Annotated in this window: 20 protein-coding genes and 1 pseudogene; 14 read left to right on the forward strand and 7 right to left on the reverse strand. The window is 74.6% G+C overall.

Going from position 1 to position 23122, the window contains the following annotated elements:
* Window positions 1-12 precede the first annotated feature (12 nt).
* On the forward strand, window positions 13-663 hold the full coding sequence (locus M1O15_RS00545) for a thymidine kinase (RefSeq protein ID WP_248631121.1): 651 nt from the start codon (window positions 13-15) through the stop codon (window positions 661-663).
* A 30-nt stretch (window positions 664-693) separates the two neighbouring features.
* Here the strand turns inward: M1O15_RS00545 and M1O15_RS00550 are convergent, their stop codons facing one another.
* Both M1O15_RS00550 and M1O15_RS00555 read right to left on the reverse strand, forming a co-directional pair.
* Entirely contained in the window at window positions 694-1257 is a 564-nt protein-coding gene (locus tag M1O15_RS00550; RefSeq protein ID WP_248631122.1) for a hypothetical protein, read from the reverse strand.
* 460 nt (window positions 1258-1717) lie between these two features.
* Window positions 1718-2491 (reverse strand): VOC family protein, encoded by a 774-nt coding sequence (locus M1O15_RS00555; protein ID WP_248631123.1) that lies wholly within the window; start codon window positions 2489-2491, stop codon window positions 1718-1720.
* Window positions 2492-2902: 411 nt separating this feature from the next.
* On the opposite strand from M1O15_RS00555, the gene M1O15_RS00560 reads away from it, so the two are divergent.
* Entirely contained in the window at window positions 2903-3751 is an 849-nt protein-coding gene (locus tag M1O15_RS00560) for a sulfurtransferase (protein ID WP_248631124.1), read from the forward strand.
* Between the two features lie 226 nt (window positions 3752-3977).
* Here M1O15_RS00560 and sepH read toward each other — a convergent pair whose 3' ends face one another.
* Window positions 3978-5072, reverse strand: a complete 1095-nt coding sequence (gene sepH / locus M1O15_RS00565; RefSeq protein ID WP_248631125.1) for a septation protein SepH — start codon at window positions 5070-5072, stop codon at window positions 3978-3980.
* Window positions 5073-5512: 440 nt separating this feature from the next.
* Between sepH and M1O15_RS00570 the strand changes: the two genes are divergently transcribed.
* Entirely contained in the window at window positions 5513-6622 is a 1110-nt protein-coding gene (locus M1O15_RS00570) for a hypothetical protein (protein ID WP_248631126.1), read from the forward strand.
* A gap of 89 nt (window positions 6623-6711) precedes the next feature.
* Here M1O15_RS00570 and M1O15_RS00575 read toward each other — a convergent pair whose 3' ends face one another.
* Together M1O15_RS00575 and M1O15_RS00580 are read right to left on the reverse strand one after the other, a co-directional pair.
* Window positions 6712-8034 carry a D-arabinono-1,4-lactone oxidase gene (locus tag M1O15_RS00575; RefSeq protein WP_248631127.1) on the reverse strand — a complete coding sequence of 441 codons (1323 nt, stop codon included), beginning with the start codon at window positions 8032-8034 and terminating at the stop codon, window positions 6712-6714.
* On the reverse strand, window positions 7991-9241 hold the full coding sequence (locus tag M1O15_RS00580) for an MFS transporter (protein ID WP_248631128.1): 1251 nt from the start codon (window positions 9239-9241) through the stop codon (window positions 7991-7993). Before M1O15_RS00580 ends, M1O15_RS00575 begins: the two co-directional genes overlap by 44 nt.
* Window positions 9242-9975: 734 nt before the next feature.
* Here M1O15_RS00580 and M1O15_RS00585 point away from each other — a divergent pair.
* Together M1O15_RS00585 and M1O15_RS00590 are read left to right on the forward strand one after the other, a co-directional pair.
* On the forward strand, window positions 9976-11103 hold the full coding sequence (locus M1O15_RS00585) for a ferrochelatase (protein WP_248631330.1): 1128 nt from the start codon (window positions 9976-9978) through the stop codon (window positions 11101-11103).
* 37 nt (window positions 11104-11140) lie between these two features.
* Window positions 11141-11968 carry an inositol monophosphatase family protein gene (locus M1O15_RS00590; protein ID WP_248631129.1) on the forward strand — a complete coding sequence of 276 codons (828 nt, stop codon included), beginning with the start codon at window positions 11141-11143 and terminating at the stop codon, window positions 11966-11968.
* 129 nt (window positions 11969-12097) lie between these two features.
* Here M1O15_RS00590 and M1O15_RS00595 read toward each other — a convergent pair whose 3' ends face one another.
* Window positions 12098-12265 (reverse strand): hypothetical protein, encoded by a 168-nt coding sequence (locus tag M1O15_RS00595; RefSeq protein WP_248631130.1) that lies wholly within the window; start codon window positions 12263-12265, stop codon window positions 12098-12100.
* Window positions 12266-12752: 487 nt separating this feature from the next.
* On the opposite strand from M1O15_RS00595, the gene M1O15_RS00600 reads away from it, so the two are divergent.
* The 4 genes from M1O15_RS00600 (at window position 12753) to M1O15_RS00615 (ending at window position 16490) form a co-directional block, all read left to right on the forward strand.
* Window positions 12753-13406 carry a response regulator transcription factor gene (locus tag M1O15_RS00600; protein ID WP_248631131.1) on the forward strand — a complete coding sequence of 218 codons (654 nt, stop codon included), beginning with the start codon at window positions 12753-12755 and terminating at the stop codon, window positions 13404-13406.
* A gap of 4 nt (window positions 13407-13410) precedes the next feature.
* Window positions 13411-14640 carry a sensor histidine kinase gene (locus M1O15_RS00605; protein WP_248631132.1) on the forward strand — a complete coding sequence of 410 codons (1230 nt, stop codon included), beginning with the start codon at window positions 13411-13413 and terminating at the stop codon, window positions 14638-14640.
* 619 nt (window positions 14641-15259) lie between these two features.
* The gene (locus M1O15_RS00610; RefSeq protein ID WP_003955561.1) at window positions 15260-15556 is read left to right on the forward strand and encodes a DUF4193 domain-containing protein; all 297 of its coding nucleotides are present in this window, start codon (window positions 15260-15262) and stop codon (window positions 15554-15556) included.
* Between the two features lie 13 nt (window positions 15557-15569).
* Window positions 15570-16490: a hypothetical protein gene (locus tag M1O15_RS00615; RefSeq protein WP_248631133.1), complete on the forward strand. Its 921-nt coding sequence runs from the start codon at window positions 15570-15572 to the stop codon at window positions 16488-16490.
* A 572-nt stretch (window positions 16491-17062) separates the two neighbouring features.
* Here M1O15_RS00615 and M1O15_RS00620 read toward each other — a convergent pair.
* Window positions 17063-17521: pseudogene (locus tag M1O15_RS00620) on the reverse strand (DUF3093 domain-containing protein); the annotation flags it as partial.
* 58 nt (window positions 17522-17579) lie between these two features.
* Here M1O15_RS00620 and M1O15_RS00625 point away from each other — a divergent pair.
* The 5 genes from M1O15_RS00625 to M1O15_RS00645 all read left to right on the forward strand — a co-directional run bounded on the left by M1O15_RS00625 (window position 17580) and on the right by M1O15_RS00645 (window position 23076).
* Window positions 17580-18155 carry a PaaI family thioesterase gene (locus M1O15_RS00625; protein ID WP_248631134.1) on the forward strand — a complete coding sequence of 192 codons (576 nt, stop codon included), beginning with the start codon at window positions 17580-17582 and terminating at the stop codon, window positions 18153-18155.
* Window positions 18155-18730 (forward strand): dUTP diphosphatase, encoded by a 576-nt coding sequence (gene dut, locus M1O15_RS00630; protein ID WP_248631135.1) that lies wholly within the window; start codon window positions 18155-18157, stop codon window positions 18728-18730. Before M1O15_RS00625 ends, dut begins: the two co-directional genes overlap by 1 nt.
* A 1-nt stretch (window position 18731) precedes the next feature.
* On the forward strand, window positions 18732-19499 hold the full coding sequence (locus M1O15_RS00635; protein WP_248631136.1) for a DUF3710 domain-containing protein: 768 nt from the start codon (window positions 18732-18734) through the stop codon (window positions 19497-19499).
* A gap of 215 nt (window positions 19500-19714) precedes the next feature.
* Window positions 19715-22357, forward strand: coding sequence for a DUF4118 domain-containing protein (locus M1O15_RS00640; RefSeq protein WP_248631137.1), 2643 nt, complete (start codon window positions 19715-19717; stop codon window positions 22355-22357).
* Window positions 22354-23076, forward strand: a complete 723-nt coding sequence (locus M1O15_RS00645; protein WP_248631138.1) for a response regulator — start codon at window positions 22354-22356, stop codon at window positions 23074-23076. The genes M1O15_RS00640 and M1O15_RS00645 overlap by 4 nt, the downstream gene beginning before the upstream one ends.
* Window positions 23077-23122 lie beyond the last annotated feature (46 nt).

Below are 23122 nucleotides of genomic sequence, written 5' to 3' on the forward strand. Positions count from 1 at the left end.
CGTCACCACCCCATGCCCGAGCTGGTCTTCTTCTCCGGCACGATGGACTGCGGAAAGAGCACACTGGCTCTGCAGATCGAGCACAACCGCTCCGCGCGCGGACTCCAGGGCATGATCTTCACCCGGGACGACCGGGCCGGCGAGGGCAAGCTCTCCTCCCGGCTCGGCCTGGTCACCGACGCGGTGGAGGCCGGCGAGGGCCTGGACCTGTACGGGTATCTGGTGGCCCATCTCTCCCAGGGCGGCCGCTGCGACTATGTGATCGCCGACGAGGCCCAGTTCCTCGACCCCGGGCAGATCGACCAGCTGGCCCGGGTGGTGGACGACCTCGGGATGGACGTCTACGCCTTCGGCATCACCACGGACTTCCGCACCAAGCTGTTCCCCGGCTCCCAGCGGCTGATCGAGCTCGCCGACCGCATCGAGCAGCTCCAGGTCGAGGCCCTGTGCTGGTGCGGCGCCCGCGCCACCCACAACGCCCGCACCGTGGGCGGGGGGATGGTGGTCGAGGGCGCCCAGGTCGTCGTCGGCGACGTCAACCGCTCAGCGGAGGAGGTCGGTTACGAGGTGCTGTGCCGCCGTCACCACCGCCGCCGGATGACCAGCGCCTCCGCCCGGGCCGGTGCCCTCTCCCCGGACGTGCTCCCGGTCAACGGCGGCTGACCTCCGCCGGTACGCGGGCGGGGCGGCCGCTCACCGGGCCGCCTCGCGCTGCTCGGCCTCCGCCAACGCCCGCTCGACCGAGGCCACTCGGCGGCGCTGGCGGCGCAGGGTGAACGGGGTGGAGGTCATCAGCAGGGCCAGCGACACATAGAGCGCGGCGCTCCCGTAGTCCCCGGACCACAGGGCGTCGGCCGCGATGAGCAGCCACAGCACGGCGGCACCGACCCAGGTCCACCGGTACCAGGTGTACTGATGCCGGTCCAGACCGCGGCGCTGCCGGGCGACGCTCTCGACCACGGCCGGCCGCTCGTACGGATCCTCCGGCAGCCTCCCGCGCCGGATCTCCCGGCCGATCCGCAGATACCGCCCGGTGCTCAGGCCGAACTCCCGCGCCCGGCGGCCCTCCCGCACCCAGACCACGACCCCCACGACCACGCCGACCAGCAACGCTGCCCCGCCCATGATCAGCCCGGTGGCGAGCCGTTCGCCCGGGTCCCCGACCAGGGCGCCGACCACCGCCCCGCACGCCGTCAGCCCCACGAGGCCCCACGCGAGCTGTGCCGCCGTCTGGCCCTTCCCGGTCGTCTTCCCCATCCCAACCCCCCCTCTCCATCAGCCCAGTTGCCTCACCGACCCGGCTACCCGCACCGGCCCGCCCGTCACCCCCGGCGGGCGCAAGACCCGGTCGCGGCGCTGTCCACCGCGCGTCGACCGCCTGTCACTGTGACGTCCCCCGTACGCCCGTACGAGGGGCATCCCGGCCCACCGGAGGCTCCGGGACGCCCGGAGAAAGACGTGTATCCCGCAGCCTCACCGGCTCCTCGGTGCTCGCCCGCCGGCTGATCCTCATCGCCGCCGCGCCGGCCATGGCCCTGGTGCCGCTGCTCGGCACCCCGAGTGGGGCAGCCGGGACCGGTGCACCGCCCGTGCCCACCCCGTGGGGGAGCCGGGCACCTACACGCTCTTCACCCTCCCTCGACGGAGAAGGCGTCCCGAGCACGGCGAAGACGCTCACCCTCTCCTGACCGCCGGACCATGGGACGCTTCCGCCGGCTCAGCGCCCGGCCGAGCGTACGAGGGTGAAGACCGCGCCCTCGGGGTCGGCGACGATGGCGGACCGTCCGGCCGGGGTGTCCTCGGGCGGGCGGACCAGCCGGCCGCCCAGCTCGGTCACCCGGTGCGCGGCGGTGTCGGTGTCCTCGACCTCGAACCAGGTCATCCAGTGCGCCCCGCGGTCACGGGGCAGGGCTCTGCCGAGGCCGTGCAGGGAGGCGACCGGGCGGTCCGCCACCCGCAGGGTCACCACGTCCGGGTCCGCGGCGCCGGCCGGGGTCACGTCATAGCCGAAGACGGACCGGTAGAACTTGCCCACCGATTCGGTCTCCCAGGTCAGCAGCTCGTTCCAGGCCACGGTGCCGGGCTCCCCGGCCACCGCGGCGCCGGTGTGGGCGGCGGCCTGCCACACCCCGAAGACCGCGCCCGCCGGATCGGAGCAGATCGCCATCCGCCCGGCGTCGCCCGCGTTCAGCGGACCCACGGCCACCGTGCCGCCGCTGTAGCGGACCGAGGAGGCGGTGGCCCCGGCGTCGTCCGAGGCGAGGTACGGCGTCCACGCCGCCGGCAGGTCCCGGTCCGCCGGCAGCCGGCCGATCCCCGCCACCTCCCGGCCGTCGAGCAGCCCGCGGGCATAGGGCCCGAGCTGCTGGGGGCCGGGCTCGAACCGCCAGCCGAACAGCGCCCCGTAGAACTCCTCCGCCGCGTCGAACCGCCGCACCATCAGACTCACCCAGCAGGGTGTACCGGGACTGCGCCGAACCGCCTGGGTCATCGTGACTCTCTCCTCGGACCATTGTGGTGGCCGTGCGGGGACGAAGGGCGCCGCGGCGGCCGCGCCAAGGCCGGCCGGGGACATCCGCTCCGTACCCCGTCCGATGCTGGCACCGGCGACCGCGCGGTGCGCCCCGGCCGCGCCGGGGTTTGGCGCGATCCCGCAGGAGGATGCCCGATTTCCCGCAGACCATCCGCCTCCTGGCCCACCACCCCCGGGTGTGTCCGCCGACGCACGCCCCCGGTGCACGCCTCCCCGCCCGCCGGCCCGCCCACGCCCCTGGCGGCCGCCTCACCCGGTCAGGGGCGCCCGGGGCCGTACCGCACGCCCCCTCAGACCGCCCCACCGCGCCCCGGATCCCGGAGGGGGAGGGGCTCCCGCCGGACCCCTCGGCTGGGCGAGGATGGCGGCATGAACGCGATCACGGGCACGGGCCCGCTCATCTCGGCGCAGGAACTCGCCCGCGCGGTGGCCGGGGCACGGCCGCCGGTCCTGCTGGACGTCCGCTACCGGCTCGGCGGCCCGCCCGGCCGCCCGCTGTACGAGGCGGGCCATGTGCCCGGAGCCGTCTTCGTCGACCTGGACGCCGAACTCGCCGCGCCGCCGGGCGCGGGCGGCCGCCATCCGCTGCCCGAGACCGGTGCGTTCGGCGCGGCCATGCGGCGCGCCGGGGTCCGCGCGGACCGCCCGGTGGTCGTCTACGACGACGGGCAGGGCTGGGCCGCGGCCCGCGCCTGGTGGCTGCTGCGCTGGGCGGGCCACCCGGACGTCCGGGTGCTGGACGGCGGCCTCCCGGCCTGGGACGGTCCGCTGGAGGAGGGCGCGACCGATCCCGCCGAGGCCGGGGACTTCGTACCTCAGCCGGGTGGCCTGCCCCTGCTGGACGCCGACGCGGCGGCCGCGCTGGCACGTACGGGGCTACTGCTGGACGCCCGGGCGGGGGAGCGCTACCGGGGCGAGACCGAGCCGATCGACCCGGTGGCCGGGCACATCCCGGGCGCGGTGTCCGCGCCGACCACCGAGAACCTCGGCCCGGACGGGCGCTTCCTGCCGCCGGAGGCGCTCGCGGACCGCTTCAAGCGACTGGGCGCGACCGACACGGCCGAGGTGGGCGTCTACTGCGGCTCGGGCGTCTCGGCCGCCCAGCAGGTGCTGGCACTGGAGGTCGCGGGCATCCCGTCGGCGCTCTACGCAGGCTCGTGGTCCGAGTGGTGCGCCGACCCGGCCCGCCCCATCGCCACCGGTGCGGATCGCGGCTGACGGCCAAGGGCCGGGCACGGTCCGCCACGTACGACCGCCGACGGCCGGTCCGGGCCTGTCTGCTCGGCCTCGGCCCGGAGCGGTTCGGGCGGGCTGTCGTCGCAGGTCCGGACCGCGGCTGACGTGGCCGGGCACAGTCCGGACGTGCGACCGCCGCCGACCCTTTGGTGGGGCGGCGGCGGGCAGCAAAAGCCGCAGGAACGGTACGGCGGTGGTGCGGCTCTGCCTACTCCTGCTTCTTGCGGCGGGTGCCGAAGACGATCTCGTCCCAGCTGGGCACCGCCGCCCGGCGCCCCGGGCGGACGCCGTCGGCCTCGGCCTGACGGTCGGTGGTGCCGGTCAGCCGGTCGCGGTGGCCGCTCACCGCGCGCGGCATCAGCACGTCCGCGTACGCCGAACCGGCGCCCGCGGAGGCGGCCGGGGCGGGCGGTTCCTCCGCCTCCTCGACCTCGTCCGGCTCGGCCACCGAGGTCACGGAGTGGTCCGCGGCCGGTCGGTCGGGCACCACCAGGTCGCCCCGGAAGCTGGGCACCGCCTCCAGCAGGCTGGTCAGCGAGTCCCGCTCCGGCTCCTCGTCCGGCTCGGCCGAGGGCAGCGGCACCGGGGCGGCCGGACGCTCGATCTGGCGGTCCAGGGCGCGGTCCAGCGGCCGGTCGCGGGGAAGCCGGGCGATCCGCGGGACGAACGGAGAGCTGGGCTCCTGCACGGCGACCGCGTCATCGGTCTCGCCGATCAGCATCCGCGCCTCGTCGTCCACCGCCTGCACCAGCCGGCGGGGCGGGTCGTAGGACCAGCTCGCCGAGTGGATCTCCCCGGCCACCCGGTAGACCAGCAGCACCTCCCAGGTGCCGTCGTCCCGGCGCCAGGAGTCCCAGACCACGGTGTCCTTGTCGGCGCCGCGCAGCAGCAGCCGCTCCGCCACCGCCTCACCCAGCTGGGGACCGGTGTTCTCACCGGGGCGGCGCACCGGGGTTTTGCGGGCCCGCTCGGCCATGAACGCGCGCTCGGCGAGGACCGGGCCCTCGAAGCGGCGCACCCGCTCCACCGGGATGCCGGCCAGCTGGGCGACCTCCTCGGCGGAGGCACCGGCTCGTATCCGGGCCTGGATGTCCCGGGGGCGGAGGTGGCTCTCCACCTCGATCTCGATCTGACCGAGCCGGGCCCGGTCGTTGCGGACGGCCGCACGCAGGCGCTCGTCGATCGGCAGCGTGAACTCCGTGTTGTCCGCAGCCTTGAGCACCAGTCGTGTGCCGTCGTTGGAGACGGCCACGACACGCAGTTCGGGCATGGGGACCTCCCGGGTGGTGCCTGCCGACGTCACCTGCGTCGCTGCTTCCGCTAGTCGAGTCGAGTGTGGCCTGCCCGGGTGCAGCCTGCCACAACCTTGCCGTGTTCCCCGGCGTGTCGGACGGATGCCCCGGAACGCCGTTGTGACACGGTGAGCAGTTCGGCAACTCAGTGTGACCATTGGTCACTCTGCGCAGCGAACGGCTGTGTGCTGCCGACGACGCCGCCGGATCGAGCGCCGCTTCCGGCCCCCTCCCGTTGGTTCCGGCCACCGAGAAGGCTCGTGGGCCAGGGCTCGTCACACTACTCCATTCGGGCCATCCGGGTGGACCGGCGCGCCGCCGAAGTTCTCGCCGGGCACGGCAGTTGGCGCCCGAGGGTGCGCTCGGGCGCACGTGGCGTCCTTCACAGAACCGCCGATACCGGAACTATTCACTTCGCCCGAAGGTCCCTTCTCCCTGCATGCTGGTACAGATGGGTGAACCGAGGCCGGAAGTGAACAAGCAGGTGCAGAAGCCGAATCAGCGGACGGAAGCGGCGCAGCCGGAGGAGGCCAAGCCGGAGGAGGGGAAGAAGCGGATCGACCTCAGTACCCCGCAGGTGGCGGGCAGCGCCGTCGCCGCCGTGGTGGCCGCCAAGCTCGCCTCGAACCTCGGTGTCTACGGCACGGTGCTCGGAGCCGGTGTGATCAGCGTCATCGCCACCTGTGGCGGATCGCTCTTCCAGCACCTGTTCAGCAGCACCGGCAACCGGGTACGCGACGCCAAGGACCAGGTCACCGGCCGTTCCCGGCGCCGGTACGGCGGGCGGCGGTCCGGCGCTGGGGCGGCCGACGGGGCCGGTGCGACAGCTGTGACGGGTGGGGGTGCGGTCGCCACCGGGCCGCCAGGCGCCCCGCCCTCGAAGGGGGCTGACGGGCGGTTCGGCGCGGCCACCACCTACGGCACCCGGGTGCGTGGCTGGAAACGATCGGCCGTCGCCGCCGCGCTGGTCTTCCTGGTCGCCATGGCGGGCATCACCGCCTATGAGCTGGCGACCGGTCAGGACTTCAGCGGCGGCAAGGGCACCACCGTCGGTTCGGTGGTCCGCGGCGGCGGTGGCTCCGCGGCCGACGACGGCCCCGCCTCCCCGGGGAGCGGGGGCGACGGTACCGACCAGAGCCCGGACGGAGACCGGAACGGCGACCAGGACCGGAACGGCGAGCAGGGCGGGGACCGGAGCCCGGATCCCAGCCGCTCCCCGGGTGGTTCCGGAACGGACGGCTCCGGGACGGACGGTTCCGGTGAGGACGGCTCCGGCACGGACGGCTCCGGCAAGGACGGGACCTCGCCGAGCCCGGGTGCCGGGACCGGCCCCGGTACCGGTGGCGACCGCGAGCCCGGCGGTGCCGGGAACGGCGACGGTGGCGGCGCGAGCCGCGAGCCCGGTGCCTCCCCCTCGCCGTCCGGGACCACCGGTCCCTCGGATCCCGGCGGTCAGGGCTCCGGCAGCCGGGGACCCGGCACCGCGCAGGACGGCGGCGCGGGTGGTGCCACCCCGCCGGCCGCCCCGCCCGCGAACGGCGGTGCCCCGCCCGCCGAGTGAGCCTCCGGTGTACGCCGACGGGGCCGCGCTTCCCACCGGAAGCGCGGCCCCGTCCCCGTCCCCGTCCCCGTACCGCCTCTGCCGCCGGCTCAGTCGCCGAGCACCCGCCGCAGGTAGTCGTTGCCGAACAGCCGGTCCGGGTCCAGCCGGTCCCGCACCGCGGTGAACTCGGCGAACCGCGGATAGGCCGCCGCCAGATAGGCCGCGTCCCGGGTGTGCAGCTTGCCCCAGTGCGGCCGCCCCTCGTGGGCCGTCATGATCCGCTCGACCTCGGTGAAGTACCCCCGGTACGGCGTCCCCTTGTACATGTGCACCGCGATATAGGCGGTGTCCCGGCCCGAGGCCGTGGAGAGCGGGATGTCGTCCGCCGGGGCGGTCCGCACCTCCACCGGGAAGGACACCCGCAGCGGCGAGCGCTCCAGCATCGCCTTCAGCTCCCGCAGCGCCGCCATCGCCGCCCGGCGCGGCAGCGCGTACTCCATCTCCACGAACCGCACCCGGCGCGGGCTGGTGAACACCTTGTACGGGATGTCGGTGTACGTGCGGGCCGACAGCGCCCGGCTGGAGACCTTGGCGATCGCCGGGACGGCGGCCGGCACCGCCTTGCCGAGGGTGCTCACCACCTGGAACAGCCCGTTGGAGAGCAGTTCCTCCTCGACCCAGCCGCTGATCCTGCCGGGCGGGTCGATCGGGCCCTGGCTGCGGTTGTTCCGCTTGGTGACGCAGCCGGAGGTGTGCGGGAACCAGTAGAACTCGAAGTGCTCGTTCTCCGTGTGCAGCGCGTCGAACTCCGCCACCACCCGGTCGAAGGGCATCGGCTCCTCCTGCGCGCGGAGCAGGAACAGCGGCTCCACCGCGAAGGTGATCGCCGACACCACACCCAGCGCGCCCAGACCGATCCGGGCGGCCGCGAAGACCTCCGGGTTCTCCTGCGCCGAGCAGGTCAGCACCTCGCCGGCCGCCGTCACCAGCTCAAGGCCGGTGATCTGGGCGGCGATCGAGGCCGACTCCCGGCCGGTGCCGTGCGTCCCGGTGCTGGTGGCGCCCGCGACCGTCTGCTCCATGATGTCGCCCATGTTGGTGAGCGAGAGCCCCTCGCGCGCCAGCGCCGCGTTCAGTCGCTTCAGCGGGGTGCCGGACTCCACGGTCACCGTCATCGCCCGGCGGTCGATCCGGCGGATGCCGGTCAGCAGGTCCGGGCGTATCAGCACCCCGTCGGTGGCCGCGATCGCGGTGAACGAGTGCCCGGTCCCGACCGTCTTGACCCGCAGGCCCTCCGCGGCCGCCGTCCGCACCGTCTCGGCCAGCTCGTCCACCGAGGCCGGCCGCGCCTCCCGGGTGGGCCGGGCGGACACGGTGCCGGCCCAGTTAACCCACGTGCTGCTGCTCCGGGTCCTGTTCACGATCGTCACGCTTCCCCTGCCCCTCACGCGTCGGTGCCGGCGTGCGCAGCCGGCGGTACCCCGAGAGACCCACCACGGCCGCGAGCACTCCCGAGACTCCGGGCACCGTGTACCCCGCGGCCGCGCCGTAGGCGTCGACCACCCAGCCACCGGTCGAGGCGCCCAGGGCGATGCCCACCGCGAGCCCGGTGCTCGTCCAGGACATGCCCTCGGTCAGCTTGCTGCGTGGTACATGCGTCTCGACGAGGGCCATCGTCGTCACCATGGTCGGTGCGATGGCCAGGCCCGCGACGAACAGCGCCACGGCCAGGACAGGCAGGTTCCCGGCCAGTTGGAGGGGGATCATACTCACGGCCATCGCGCACACCCCCACCAGCCAGCGGCGGTGGGCCTCGCCCTTCAGGTGCAGCAGCCCGAAGACCGCGCCGGCCAGGCAGGAGCCGAGCGCGTACACCGCCAGCACCAGGCTGGAGGCCGCCTTGCGGCCCTCGGCCTCGGCGAACGCCACCGTCACCACGTCCACCGAGCCGAAGATGGCGCCGGTCGCGACGAACGCCGCCACCAGCACCTGGAGCCCGCGTGAGCGCAGCGCCGAGCCGCCGGAGTGCTGCTCCACCGGGTGCGGCTCGGGCTCGGTGGCCCGCTGGGCGGTCAGCCACCACACCCCGACGGCGAGGAACGCCCCGGCGAGTACCGGACCGGCCGCCGGGAACCAGGTGGTGGACAGCCCGACGGCGATGATCGGGCCGAAGATGAAGCAGATCTCGTCCACCACCGACTCGAAGGAGTACGCGGTGTGCAGCTCGCGCGGCGCGTGGCGGTAGAGCACCGCCCACCGCGCCCGGGTCATCGCGCCGACCGAGGGCACGCACCCCACGGCCGCCGCGAACACGAACAGCGTCCAGTCCGGCAGCCGCAGTTGCGCGCAGGTCACCAGGCCCGCGGCAGCCACCAGCGAGACCAGCACCGTGGGGCGCAGCACCCGGCGCTGCCCGTGCCGGTCCACCAGCCGGGACACCTGGGGGCCCAGCACCGCGGCGGAGACGGCCATGGTCGCCGAGAGCGAGCCCGCCAGCCCGTACCGGCCGGTGATCTCCGAGATCATGGTCATCACGCCGAGGCCCATCATGGCCAGCGGCATCCGGCCGAGGAGTCCGGCGGCGGAGAAGGACACCGTGCCGGGGGCGGCGAATATCGCACGGTAGGAACTGGGCAAGGGGCACTCCGGCCGGTCGGACGGGGAAGCGGCGGCGCGGATCGGCGGGAGGACGCGTCGGCACCGCCGCCCGTAAGGCGTATAGGCAGCCTTCACAGCTTACGACCGGAGACCGCCCGCCCGCACCGGATTTACGCCCCGAATTCCGCGCCACGGGTCACGGCTTCCGGATGACGGAAGTAAGGCGGGGTGGTGGTCGGAGGCCCAGCGGACCCGTCCGGGAGGCACCCGGCCCCCGCGGCCCGCGCCGGGACCGGTGCAGACCCGGCGCCGCGCGGGTGTCCCGAAGCCGCGCGGGTGTCGCGTCGGACCGTGGGACCCGTCCGGGAGGCACCCGGCCCCCGCGGGCCGCGCCGGGACCGGTGCACCCGTCGCCACGCGGGTGTCCCGAAACCGCGCGGGTGTCGCGTCGGATCGTGGGGACCCGGCGCGCGCGGGTCGCGTCGTACCGGTGGGCCCGGGCCGTGTGGACCGCGCCGGACCGGTGCGCCCGGGCCGTGTGGACCGCGGCGGACCGGTGGGCCCGGGGCCCCGGGCCGTACCGCTCGCCGGGGCGTGCGCCTGGCGGCTCGGGGCGTACGGCCTGGTGGCTCGCGGGGCGCCTCGGGTCGCACGGTCCGCTGGCTCCCCCCGGCTTCCGGGGCGCGGAACTGCCCACGCCCCACCCGCCGTACCGCACGGCGGTTTCCCGGGTGTCGGACCCGGGTGGCAGGATCAAGAGCATGTCCGACGCCATGTCCGCACAGCGCGACCCCGCCCCGTACGACGCCCTGCTGCTGCTCTCCTTCGGCGGGCCGGAGGGCCCGGACGACGTGGTCCCTTTCCTGGAGAACGTCACCCGCGGGCGCGGCATCCCCACCGAGCGGCTGAAGGAGGTCGGGCAGCACTACTTCCTCTTCGGCGGCGTCAGCCCGATCAACGACCAGAACCGCGCACTGCTCGCCGCACTGCGCAAGGACTTCGCCGACGCCGGACTCGACCTGCCCGTCTACTGGGGCAACCGGAACTGGGCGCCCTACCTCACCGACGCCCTGCGCGAGATGGTCCGCGACGGGCGCCGCCGTATCGCGGTGCTCGCCACCAGCGCGTACGCCTCCTACTCCGGCTGCCGCCAGTACCGCGAGAACCTCGCCGACGCCCTCGCCACCCTCGAAGCGGAAGGGCTGCCGCGGCCCCGGGTGGACAAGCTGCGGCACTACTTCAACCACCCGGGCTTCGTCCGCCCGATGATCGACGGGGTGCTGCGCTCGCTCGCCGAGCTGGACGAGGAGGTCCGCGCAGGCGCCCACCTCGCCTTCACCACCCACTCCATCCCCACCGCCTCCGCCGACACCTCGGGCCCGGTCGGCGAGCACGGCGAGGGCGGGGCGTATGTGGCCGAGCACCTGGACGTCGCCCGGCTGATCGCCGACGCGGTACGCCAGGAGACCGGCGTCGACCACCCCTGGCAGCTCGTCTACCAGTCCCGCAGCGGCGCCCCACACATCCCCTGGCTGGAGCCGGACATCTGCGACCACCTGGAGGAGCTGCACGGGGCCGGCGCCCCGGCCGTGGTGATGGTGCCCATCGGCTTCGTCTCCGACCACATGGAAGTGCTGTACGACCTGGACACCGAGGCCACCGCCAAGGCCGCCGAGCTGGGGCTGCCGGTGCGCCGCTCGGCCACCGTGGGGGACGACCCCCGGTTCGCCGCCGCGGTGCGCGACCTGCTGCTGGAGCGGGCCGCCGCCGAGCGGGGAAGCGCGCCCGAGCGGTGCGCCCTGGGGGCTCTCGGCCCCTCGCACGACCTCTGCCCGGTCGGCTGCTGCCCGGCCCGCGCCGAGCGCCCGGCCGCGGCCGGTGCGGACAGCCCCTACGCCTGACCACCCTCCACCACGTACGCCTGAGGAGGCTCGCCCCGTGTCCGACCAGCGCCCGATCGAGGCCGCCGAGGACCCGCTGACCGCTGAACTGCTGGCGGTCGCCCTGGCGGCGGCCCAGCGGGCCGGTGCCCTGCTGCGCGACGGCCGCCCGGCCGACCTGGGCGTGGCCGCCACCAAGTCCAGCCCCATCGACGTGGTCACCGAGATGGACCTGGCCGCCGAGAAGCTGATCACCGGCTACCTCGCCGAGCACCGCCCTGACGACGGGCTGCTCGGCGAGGAGGGCGCCGCCACCGAGGGCACCAGCGGGGTGCGCTGGGTGATCGACCCGCTGGACGGCACGGTCAACTACCTCTACGGGCTGCCCACCTGGGCGGTCTCCATCGCCGCCGAGCGGGACGGCGAGACCCTGGTCGGCGTGGTCGAGGCCCCGATGCGGGGGGAGACCTACCACGCGGTGCGCGGCGGCGGCGCCTACGCGGGCGGGCGCCGGCTGGCCTGCCGCCCGTCCCCGCCGCTGGACCAGGCGCTGGTCTCCACCGGCTTCAACTACGTGGCCGAGGTCCGCGCCCACCAGGCCGAGGTGGCCGGCCGGCTGATCCCGCTGCTGCGGGACATCCGCCGCTCCGGCTCCGCCGCGATCGACCTGGCCGACGTGGCCGCGGGCCGGCTGGACGGCTACTACGAGCGCGGGCTGCACCCCTGGGACCTGGCGGCCGGCGACCTGATCGCCCGCGAGGCCGGCGCCCTCACCGGCGGCCGCCCCGGCGAGCCGCCCTCCGGCGCCCTTGCGGTCGCCGCCTCCCCGGGCGTCTTCGCCCCGCTCCAGCGCCTCCTGGACGAACACGGGGCCTGGCACGACTGATCCAGCCCGAGCCCGAGCCCGAGCCCGAGCCCGATCCCGCCTTCTGCCGGAGCCGCCCCGTCCCCGGACGCGCCCCGGCCCCGCACCGTCGTCCTGGTGCGGGGCCGGGGTCGTCGGACCGTGGGAAATTCAGGCGACGGTGACTTGCACGCCGTGCTCGGCCGCGAGCCGGTGGAGGTCGTCCAGCTCCTCCTGCTCCACATCGGCCAGGAAGTCGTCACCGGACTCCCTGGCCCGCGAGAGGTCGGTCTCCGCAGTCCTTATGCGCTGCAGCAGTCCAGCGGTGAAAGCGTCCATCGTGCGCCCCCTCGTCATGGGTAGGTGGCACGGGGTGTGCCGGGGGTGGGAACGGGGATCACGCGCACGGCGCCTGCGGAGGCAGAGCGTTCGGTGGCGCGCCACACACGCGGCGTGATCTCGGGTGTGCAAGTCGTCCTCCCCCGGGGCTCCCGCACGGAAACCTCAACCGCCCGCCCAATCCGGTGATTCCCGTAACGCCGGCGAAACGCGCGGCCGGTTCCGGACCGCGCCCCGGGGCGGCCGCCGGGGCCCCGCAGGCCGCCTTACAGCCGGTTTACGCGCGTACGGGGCAGGATGGGGCGCACGGTCCGGTGCCGGGAGTCTGCCCGGAACCGGTCGCGGCATCCGTCCGCGACCGGGGGCACGGGCACCCGCTGCCCCGGCGCGCCCGCCCGGCGCCCCGGGAGCCGGAGGCGCCCGTACCGGAACGGCAAGCACAGGGGATGCCCGCCCGACAGCGGGCGCGGAGGAAAGGAACAACGCCGTGCGCGTACTCGTCGTCGAGGACGAGCAGCTGCTCGCCGATGCGGTGGCCACCGGACTGCGCCGGGAGGCCATGGCCGTCGACGTCGTGTACGACGGGGCGGCCGCCTTGGAGCGCATCGAGGTCAACGACTACGACGTGGTGGTCCTCGACCGCGACCTCCCGCTCGTCCACGGCGACGACGTCTGCCGCCGGCTGGTCGAGCTCCAGGTACCCACCCGGGTGCTGATGCTCACCGCGTCCGGCGACGTCAGCGACCGGGTCGAGGGGCTGGAGATCGGCGCCGACGACTACCTGCCCAAGCCCTTCGCGTTCAGCGAGCTGATCGCCCGGGTCCGGGCGCTGGGCCGGCGGACCTCCGTACCGCTGCCCCCGGTGCTGGAGCGGGCCGGCATCCGGCTGGACCCCAACCGCCGGGAGGTCTCCCGGGACGGCCGGGAGATCCAGCTCGCCCCCAAGGAGTTCGCGGTGCTGGAGGTGCTGATGCGCAGCGAGGGCGCCGTGGTCTCGGCCGAGCAGCTGCTGGAGAAGGCCTGGGACGAGAACACCGACCCGTTCACCAATGTCGTACGGGTGACGGTGATGACCCTGCGCCGCAAACTGGGCGAGCCGCCCGTGATCGTCACCGTGCCCGGCTCCGGCTACCGGATCTGAGCCGATGCCCGCCCTGCACGCACCCCCGCACACGCCCCCCAAGCCCACCTGGGACCCCCTCGACCCGGTCCGCCCCTGGCTGCGGCCCACCATCCGGATACGGCTCACCCTGCTGTACGGCGGGATGTTCCTGATCGCCGGCGTCCTGCTGCTGTCGATCATCTACCTGCTGGCCGCGCAGGCCCTGCACATCGGAAGCGAACTGCCGTTCAAGATCGTCGAAGGCAAGATCACCAGCAGCGTCTGCTCGTTCCCCGCGCAGGCCGCGGTGAACGTCGACGTCGCCAACCAGGCCATGAACGCCTGCGTCAACCAGCAGCGCCAGCACGCCCTGGACGACCTGCTGCGCCGCTCGCTGTTCGCCCTGCTCGGGCTGAGCCTGATCGCCTTCGCCTTCGGCTACGCGATGGCCGGCCGGGTGCTCTCGCCGCTGGGCCGGATCACCCGCACCGCCCGCAACGTGGCCGGCACCGACCTCTCCCGCCGGATCGAGCTGGACGGGCCGGACGACGAGCTCAAGGAGCTGGCCGACACCTTCGACGACATGCTGGACCGGCTGGAGCGCGCCTTCACCGCCCAGCAGCGCTTCGTCGGCAACGCCTCGCACGAGCTGCGCACCCCGCTGGCGATCAACCGGACGCTGCTGGAGGTGCATCTCTCCGACCCGGGGGCGCCGGTGGAGCTCCAGCAGCTCGGCAAGACCCTGCTGGCCACCAACGAGCGCAGCGAGCAGCTGGTGGAGGGCCTGCTGCTGCTGGCCCGCAGCGACAACGAGATCATCGAGCGCAAGCCGGTGGACCTCGCCGAGGTGGCGAGCCGGGCCATCGAGCAGGCCCGCGGGGAGGCGGAGGGCAAAGGCGTCGAGATCCGCGGCGAACGCGCCCCGGCCGTGGTCCAGGGCAACGGGGTGCTGCTGGAGCGGATCGCGCTCAACCTGGTGCAGAACGGCGTCCGCTACAACAGCGCGGGCGGCTGGGTGGAGGTGCGCACCGAGACCGGCCCCCAGGGGGCGGTGCTGGTGGTCACCAACACCGGCCCGGTGGTCCCGGCCTACGAGGTGGACAACCTCTTCGAGCCGTTCCGCCGGCTGCGCCAGGAGCGCACCGGCAGCGACAAGGGCGTGGGGCTCGGCCTGTCCATCGCCCGCTCGGTGGCCCGGGCGCACGGCGGCCGCATCACCGCGGAGCCCCGGGAGGGCGGCGGACTCGTGATGCGGGTGGTGCTGCCCACCTGAGCCCGCCCCCGCCGGGGCGGCCTGGCTTCCGGTCCGGGCCGGTCCGGAGCTGTGCCCTGGCGCGGGGGCCGGGCACCGGGCCGGGCGGCCGACCCGCTCCGCCGGGGCCCGGTTCCCGGGCCGCGCACCGCCTTCCGGGCCGCCCCGGGCCCCGGCGGCGGTCTCGGCGGGCAGGTGCGGAGGGTGACCGTGAGCCACCTCTGTGTGAGACTATGGGCCCCGACACGCCGGTCCCGGCAGCGGACTTGTTCGCTTTACGCGCAATTTCCAAGGTCGGCCGAGAACCGGTCGCTGTGTGATCGATCACACGCGATGCCTTTCGGTCATCCACGCTGCGTGATCGGGAAAGGCCCCGGAAAGCCAGGAAAAATCCGGGTTTCCCGGGCCTGAGATCACGGGAAGTACACGGGGTGGCGCCTGTTCTGGGCATCCCCGCGACCGTGTACGGTCCCGTTCGCCACCCAAACCCGATCACCCTCGCGGGGTCCGGTTGGGTGTCGATTGAGTAACAGACCTTGATGTGAGGCAAAATCTCCGCCTCAGGTCGGGCACAAGTCCGGCCTCTCACGCGTTACGTGCGCTGGAGACACCGCAAACACCCAGAGGGGGAGAGCGCGACATGGCAACCGACTACGACACCCCACGCAAGACCGACGACGACGTCGACTCGGACAGCCTGGAAGAGCTGAAGGCCAGGCGGAACGACAAGTCGACCTCGACCGTCGACGTCGACGAGTTCGAGGCCGCCGAGGGCCTGGAGCTGCCCGGGGCCGACCTCTCCAACGAGGAGCTGGCCGTCCGGGTGCTGCCCAAGCAGGCGGACGAGTTCACCTGCATGAGCTGCTTCCTGGTCCACCACCGCAGTCAGCTGGCCCGCGAGAAGAACGGCCAGCCGATCTGCCGCGACTGCGACTGAGGACCGGTCGGCCGTGGCAGCAGGCGACAACCCGTCTCGGAAACGACGCTTCCGGCTCACTCGCAAGCCGGAGGCGTACCAGGGCGGCACCGACCCGGCACCCGGGGCGCACGACGCACCCGCCGGGCACGGGGCCCCTCTGCCTCCCGCCGGAACGCAGGGCGACGACGAGCGGGGCCCCGGGGCCTCGCTCGAAGCGGCCCCGGCGGCCGACCGGTCCGGACCGACCACCCGGACAGGACGCGTCGCCGCCGTACGCGATGGCGTGCGCCGAGGGCGCGAGGGCGCCCGGGCGGGCCTGAACCACCTCGCCGACCGGCTCATCGAGCTCGCGCCCCGGATCCCGGTCCGCGACCTCGACACCCTGCGCCGGCACTTCCCGGGCCTCGGCCCTGAGGAGATCGCCGACAAGCTGGTCGCCGGCGCGGCCAACGCGGCGTCCACCGTGGGCGCCGGAGTCGGCGCGGCGGCGATGCTGCCCGTACCTCCGGCGATGCCCGCCGAGCTGGCCGCCGAGATCACCGGCGTCGCCGCCATCGAGCTGAAGCTGATCGCCGAGCTCCACGAGGTCTACGGCCAGCGGCCGCCCGGCACCTTCAGCCAGCGGGCCGGCGCCTATCTGACCTCCTGGACGGAGGAGCGCGGCATCGACGTCACCAAGCCCACCTCCGTGAACGCCGCACTGGGCGGCCGGATGCGGCGCGAGCTGCGCCGCGCGATCACCAAGCGGATGGTCCGCAACCTGCCCAACCTGGTGCCGTTCATGGTCGGCGCCGTGGTCGGGGCCGCGATGAACCGCCGCGACACCAAGAACCTCGCCGGGCGGATCCGTGAGGACCTGCGCCGCCGCCAGGTGCCCTGGGACGCCCTCCCGCACCTCCCGCCGCTGGACCGGCCGGAGAACACCAAGAGCCCCAAGGAACTCGGCTACTAGCCCGCCCGGCCGGCTCCCTGCCCGGTCCCAAATCCCGGGCGGGGTCCGACCTCGGGGCGGGCTCCGACCCTGGGCGAGCCGCGCCGCAGGCCGTACGGGCCTCCGGCCGCCCCAACCCAGGGCCCCTCACCGCGTACCGCCGCCGCGCCTCCGGCCGTACGGGCTCCCGGCCGCATAGCGCTTCGTGCCTCAGGCTGCACGGGCCTCCGTGCGCCTCAGGCAGCCTCGGGCCGTACGGCCTCCGGCCGCAGGACCTCGCCGCCTCCGGCCGTACAGCCCCCGCCGCCTCCGGTCGTACAGGCTTCCGTGCCTCTCAGGCGGCCTCACGCCGTGTGGGCCTCCGGCCGCAAGACCCTCGCGCCTCCGGCCGTACGGGCTTCCGTGCGCCTCAGGCGCCCCGCGCCGTACGGGCCTCCGGCCGCAGAACCTCCGCGCCTCCGGCCGCAGGACCCCGGGCCTCAGGCCGTACGAATGTCCGCCGTCGGGTCTTCGGGACCCTCGGGGCGTACCGGTGCCGGGTCCTCGGCCCGTACCGCCGCCTGCTCGGGCACCGGGCCCGTGCCGCCGGCGCCTGCCGCGGTCAGGGCGGCCGCCAGGGCGTGCGGGTCGCGGGTGGACAGGTAGACGTACGGCGTGGGGTCCGCCGGGTCGGTCACCGGCACCCGTACCGCCGTCGGGACATAGCTCCGCAGCAGCAGGAAGGCGCGGGTGTCGGCCTTGTAGGTGCGCCAGGCGCGGGCCTCCTCGCCCTCCAGCGCCTCCGGCTCGCCCAGCGCGGCGGCGGGCAGCCGGGCGTCCCCCGCGACCAGCGAGCCGGCCACCACGCGGATCCGGGCCGAGCCGTAGGCGCTCACCGTCATCGCCGCCAGCGCGCCCGCGACGATCAGCCCGCCCAGCATCGGCAGTGTCCCCAGCGGCAGCATGATCAACGCGCCCGAGAGGCCGATCAGAACGGCGATCAGCCACCAGGAGCGCGGGGCGGTCAGGCGTTCGTCGTACTGCGGCTGCGCGGCCGCGGCGGAGGGCTGCATACACCCAAGCTTGGCACGGCGCGACCGGGGGTCCGCCGCGCGGGTAAGGTTCCCCGCTGTGACGACAGCACTGACGCCTCCGGCCGGCGCCCGGCCGCCGGTACGCCACCCCGACGCACCCGCCCCGGGGGAGCCGCTCGGCTCCCACTACGAGCACTGCTTCGGCTGCGGCGGCGGGCAGCCGCACGGACTCCACCTGGACGCGCGCGCCGAGGAGGGCGTCGCGGTCACCGCCGAGTTCACCGTCACCACCGACCACCAGGGCGCCCCCGGGCTCGCGCACGGCGGGGTGCTGGCCACCGCGCTGGACGAGACCCTCGGCTCGCTGGGCTGGCTGCTGCGGGTCATCGCCGTCACCGGGCGGCTGGAGACCGACTTCGTCCGCCCGGTGCCGGTCGGCACCGCCCTGCACCTGGCCGCGCATGTCACCGCCGTGCACGGCCGCAAGATCTACGCCACCGCCACCGGCCGGATCGGCGGCCCCGAGGGGCCCGTCGCGGTGCGCGCCGACGCCCTCTTCATCGAGGTCAAGGTCGACCACTTCATCGACAACGGCCGCTCCGAGGAGATCCAGGCCGCGATGGCCGACCCCGACACACAGCGGCGCGCCCGCGCCTTCGAGGTGAACCCCTGATGCGCAACCCCGTCGACATCCTCATCCGCCGCGTCGACCCCGAGGTACCCCTCCCGTCGTACGGGCATCCGGGCGACGCCGGGGCCGATCTGGTCACCACCGAGGCCGCCGAACTCGCCCCCGGGGAGCGGGCGCTCCTGCCCACCGGGGTGTCCATCGCCCTCCCCGACGGGTACGCGGCCTTCGTGCACCCCCGCTCCGGGCTGGCCGCCCGCTGCGGAGTGGCCCTGGTGAATGCCCCGGGGACCATCGATGCCGGGTACCGTGGGGAGATCAAGGTGATCGTGGTGAACCTGGACCCGCGCGAGAGCGTGCGGTTCGAGCGGTTCGACCGGATCGCCCAACTGGTTGTCCAGCAGGTCGAGAAGGTCCGCTTCCACGAGGTGGCGGAGCTCCCCGGCTCCGCGCGGGCCGCGGGGGGCTTCGGGTCCACCGGCGGCCACGCCGCCGTGGGGGACCGGACGGGCGTTCCGGCCGGCGGTCCGGCGGGCGGTCCTCTGGAAGGTCCGGCGGACGGCGGTTCAACGGGTGGGAATCCCTACGCATCGGTCGTATCCGACCGGGAAGGACAGTGACGTGTTCGGACGTCGCAAGAAGAGCGAAGCCGCTGCCGACGCGGCCGGCGAGGCCGAGCAGGTCGTCGACGAGACCGCCGAGGACGAGGCGGCCGAGGACGGCGAGCAGCGCCGGGTGAACCTCCCGCCGGCGCCCCGGCCCGACGGCCCCTGGGACGTCTCCGAGGTCTCCCGCCCCGACGAGGGGCGGGTCGACCTCGGCGGAGTGTTCGTGCCCGGGGTCGAGGGGATGGAGCTGCGCGTGGAGGTCGCCGGTGACGCGATCGTCGCCGCCACGGTGGTGCTGCGGGACAGCGCCATCCAGCTCCAGGCGTTCGCCGCCCCCAAGCGCGAGGGCATCTGGGGCGAGGTCCGCGAGGAGATCGCCTCCGGCATCACCAAGCAGGGCGGCGTCATCGACGAGGTCGAGGGTCCCCTCGGCTGGGAGCTGCGGGCCCAGGTGCCGGTGCAGCTGCCGGACGGCACCGGCGGGGTGCAGCTGGTGCGCTTCGTCGGCGTGGACGGCCCGCGCTGGTTCCTGCGCGGGGTGATCTCCGGGCAGGGCGCGGTGCAGCCGGAGGCCGCCGGCCTGCTGGAGCAGATCTTCCGGGACACGGTGGTGGTACGCGGGGAGGGCCCGATGGCCCCGCGCGACCCGATCGTGCTCAAGCTCCCCAACGACGCCCAGATGGTGCCCGAGGGCGTGCAGCAGGAGGACCAGGAGACCTCCCGCTTCTCCGGCGGCATGGGCCAGCTCCAGCGCGGCCCGGAGATCACCGAGGTCCGCTGACCCGGCACACGGCCCCCGGCACTCGGCAGGACGGTGCCCCCGCCCCCGCGGTACGCGGCGGACGGGGGCACCGCCGCGTACCGGAGGCCCCTTCCTGATGCATCAGGATCGTGTCAAAAGGTCCCGGTCAGGGGCTCCGGCCGTAGGTCCGCTCCGCCGCTCGGCCGTATGGTCATCGAACGATCAGAGCGGACGTACATACGACAATGGGACCCATGGGACGCGGCAGGCTACGGATCTATCTCGGCGCGGCGCCGGGCGTCGGCAAGACCTACGCCATGCTGGCCGAGGCGCACCGGCGGGTGGGGCGCGGCACCGACTGCGTGGTCGCCTGCGTCAGCCACCATGACCGTCCTCGTACCCTCGCCGTCCTGGAAGGCCTGGAGCGGGTCCCGCCGGGATCCGGCACTTCCCATGCCTCCGGTGCCTCCGGCGCCTTCGGTGCCTTCGGTGCCTTCGGTGCCTCCGGTGCCTCCGGTGCCTTCGGTGCCGAGATGGACGTGGACGCCGTGCTGGCCCGCCGCCCGGCCGTGGCCCTGGTGGACGACCTCGCCCACACCAACGCCCCGGGCTCGCGCAACGCCAAGCGCTGGCGGGACGTGGAGGAGCTGCTCGCGGCCGGGATCGAGGTCGTCTCCACCGTCAACATCCAGCACCTGGAGTCCCTGGGCGATGTGGTGGAGTCCATCACCGGGGTCCGCGAGCCGGACACCGTGCCCGACGAGGTGGTGCGCCGGGCCGACCAGATCGAGCTGGTCGACATGGACCCGCAGGCGCTGCGCCGGCGCCTCGCCCACGGCAACGTCTACCGCCCCGACGAGGTGGACGCGGCCCTCTCCAACTACTTCCGCCCCGGCAACCTCACCGCCCTGCGCGAGCTGGCCCTGCTGTGGACGGCCGACCGGGTCGACGAGTACCTCCAGCAGTACCGCGGCGAGCACGGCATCCGCACCACCTGGCAGGCCCGTGAGCGGATCGTCGTCGGACTGACCGGCGGCCCCGAGGGGCGCACCCTGATCCGCCGGGCGGCCAGGATCGCCGCCCGGGGCTCCGGCAGCGAGATCCTCGCCGTCTACGTCGCCCGCAGCGACGGGCTCACCTCCGCCTCGCCGAACGAGCTGGCCGTCCAGCGCACCCTGGTGGAGGACCTCGGCGGCTCCTTCCACCACGTCATCGGCGACGACGTGCCGCAGGCGCTGCTGGAGTTCGCCCGCGGGGTCAACGCCACCCAGGTGGTGCTGGGCTCCAGCCGCCGCAAGGCCTGGCAGTACGTGCTGGGGCCCGGTGTCGGCGCCACCGTGGCCCGCGACTCCGGGCCCGACCTCGACGTGCACATCGTCACCCACGAGGAGGTCGCCCGCGGCCGGGGGCTGCCGGTGGCGCGCGGCCGGCGGCTGGGGCGCTCCCGGGTGCTGTGGGGCTGGCTCACCGGGGTCGCCGGGCCCGCGCTGCTCACCCTGCTGCTGACGCACACCGACGCCGACCTCGGCCTCGCCAACGACATGCTGCTCTACCTGTCGCTGACCGTGGCCTCCGCGCTGCTCGGCGGCCTGGCCCCGTCCCTCGCCTCGGCCGCCTTCGGCTCGCTGCTGCTCAACTGGTTCTTCGCCCCGCCGCTGTACCGCTTCACCGTCGCCGACCCCAAGAACGTCGTCGCCCTCGCCGTCTTCTTCGGGGTGGCGGTCGCGGTGGCCTCGGTGGTGGACCTCGCCGCCCGCCGCACCCACCAGGCGGCCCGGCTGCGGGCCGAGTCCGAGGTGCTGTCCTTCCTGGCCGGCAGTGTGCTGCGGGTCGGCGTCTCCCCGCCGGGGCCGGGCGCCGAGACCGCGCTCGACGCCCTCCTCGAACGGGTCCGCGAGACCTTCTCCATGGAGTCCGTCGCCCTGCTGGAGCGGGCCGGCGACACCGAGCCGTGGACCAGCGCCGGGCGGATCGGCCCCTGCCCGGTCGGCCGGCCCGAGGACGCCGACGTGGACGTGCCGGTCGGCGACCACCTCGCGCTCGCCCTGTCCGGGCGGGTGCTGCCCGCCGAGGACCGCCGGGTGCTCGGCGCCTTCGCCGCCCAGGCCGCCGTCGTGCTGGACCGGCAGCGCCTGGTCGACCAGGCCGACCAAGCCCGCAAGCTCGCCGAGGGCAACAAGATCCGCACCGCCCTGCTGGCCGCCGTCAGCCACGATCTGCGCACCCCGCTGGCCGCCATCAAGGCCGCCGTCTCCTCACTGCGCTCCGACGACGTGGAGTGGTCCGAGGAGGACCAGGCCGAGCTGCTGGCCGGTATCGAGGCCGGCGCGGACCGGCTGGACCACCTGGTCGGCAACCTGCTCGACATGTCCCGGCTCCAGACCGGCACCGTCACCCCGCTGCTGCGCCCCACCGACCTGGACGAGGTGGTGCCGATGGCGCTCGGCGGGGTGCCCGACGGCAGCGCCGAGCTCGACGTGCCGGAGACCCTGCCGATGGTGGAGGTCGACCGGGGGCTGCTGGAACGGGCGGTGGCCAACGTGGTGGAGAACGCCGTCAAGTACAGCCCCGGGGCCGCCCCCGTCCTGGTCTCCGCCAGCGCGCTGGCCGAACGGGTCGAGGTGCGGGTGGTCGACCGCGGCCCCGGCGTCCCCGACGAGGCCAAGGAGCGGATCTTTGAACCCTTCCAGCGCTTCGGGGACGCCCCGCGCGGCGCCGGGGTGGGCCTCGGGCTCGCCGTCGCCCGCGGCTTCGCCGAGGCCATGGGCGGCACCCTGACCGCCGAGGACACCCCGGGCGGCGGCCTGACCATGGTGCTCACCCTGCGCGCCGTACCCGCCCGGTCCGCCTCCGGACCCCCGGCACCCCCCTCCCTGGAGAAAGCAGGCCCCCGGTGAAGGACAGCAGGCCCCCGGCCGGAGAAGCCGGGTCCCCCAAGACCCGGGTGCTCGTCGTGGACGACGAGCCGGGGATCGTGCGCGCCCTGGTGCTCAACCTCAAGGCGCGCGCCTACGAGGTCGACGCCGCCCCCGACGGGGCGAGCGCGCTGGAGCTGGCCGCGAGCCGCCACCCCGACGTGGTCGTCCTCGACCTGGGCCTGCCCGACATGGACGGCGTGGACGTGATCACCGCGCTCCGCGGCCGGACCCGCGTACCGATCCTGGTGCTGTCCGCCCGGCACACCTCCGACGAGAAGGTCCAGGCCCTGGACGCGGGCGCGGACGACTACGTCACCAAGCCCTTCGGCATGGACGAGCTGCTGGCCCGGCTGCGTGCCGCGGTCCGCCGGGCCGAGCCGGCCGCCGACGACGGGCCCGAGGTGGTGGTGGTCCCCGGCTTCACCGTGGACCTGGCGGCGCGGAAGGTGCAGCGCGACGGCCGGGACGTCCGCCTGACGCCCACCGAGTGGCACCTGCTGGAGGTGTTGGTGCGCAACGGCGGCCGGCTGGTCGGCCAGAAGCAGCTCCTCCAGGAGGTGTGGGGGCCCTCGTACGGGACGGAGACCAACTACCTGCGGGTGTACATGGCGCAGTTGCGGCGCAAGCTGGAGGCCGATCCGTCCCATCCGCGGCACTTCATCACCGAGCCGGGGATGGGCTACCGCTTCGAACGCTGAAGCGGTCGCGCACCCGCCGCCGAGGCGGCCCCCCGGCCCGGATCCG

Origin of the sequence: Streptomyces lichenis, assembly GCF_023218175.1 — a bacterium.
GTDB classification, from domain to species: domain Bacteria; phylum Actinomycetota; class Actinomycetes; order Streptomycetales; family Streptomycetaceae; genus Streptomyces; species Streptomyces lichenis.